The following is a 285-nucleotide window of genomic DNA, read 5'->3' as shown; positions in this document are numbered from 1 at the left end:
GGGTGCGCACCGGGCCGGCGTCGTAGCCGGCGATCTTCGCACCTGCCTTGACGATGCTCACCGCGTAGCCGGCCTTGCGGTTACGGATGTCCAGGTAAGGCAGGAAGAAATCGTCGATGATCTTGGAGACGGTGGCGTGATCATCCTTGGCAATCGCGTGGTAGAAATCCATCGCGGTTTTCGGGATGAAGTTGAACACCGCCGAGGAGTACACCGGCACGCCCAGGGCCTTGTAGGCAGCAGCGTAAACTTCTGCAGTCGGCAGGCCGCCGAGGTAGCTGAAAC

At 61.1% G+C, this 285-nt stretch carries 1 pseudogene; it reads right to left on the bottom strand.

Annotation, left to right across the window (positions count from 1 at the left end):
• Positions 1 to 285, bottom strand: a pseudogene (locus AC0L20_RS40830) (5-dehydro-4-deoxyglucarate dehydratase); the annotation flags it as partial.

It is taken from the genome of Bradyrhizobium sp. Kon58 (genome assembly GCF_055807455.1).
Note: the sequence above shows the minus strand (reverse complement) of the source record. Positions and strands in the feature narration are given on the sequence as shown.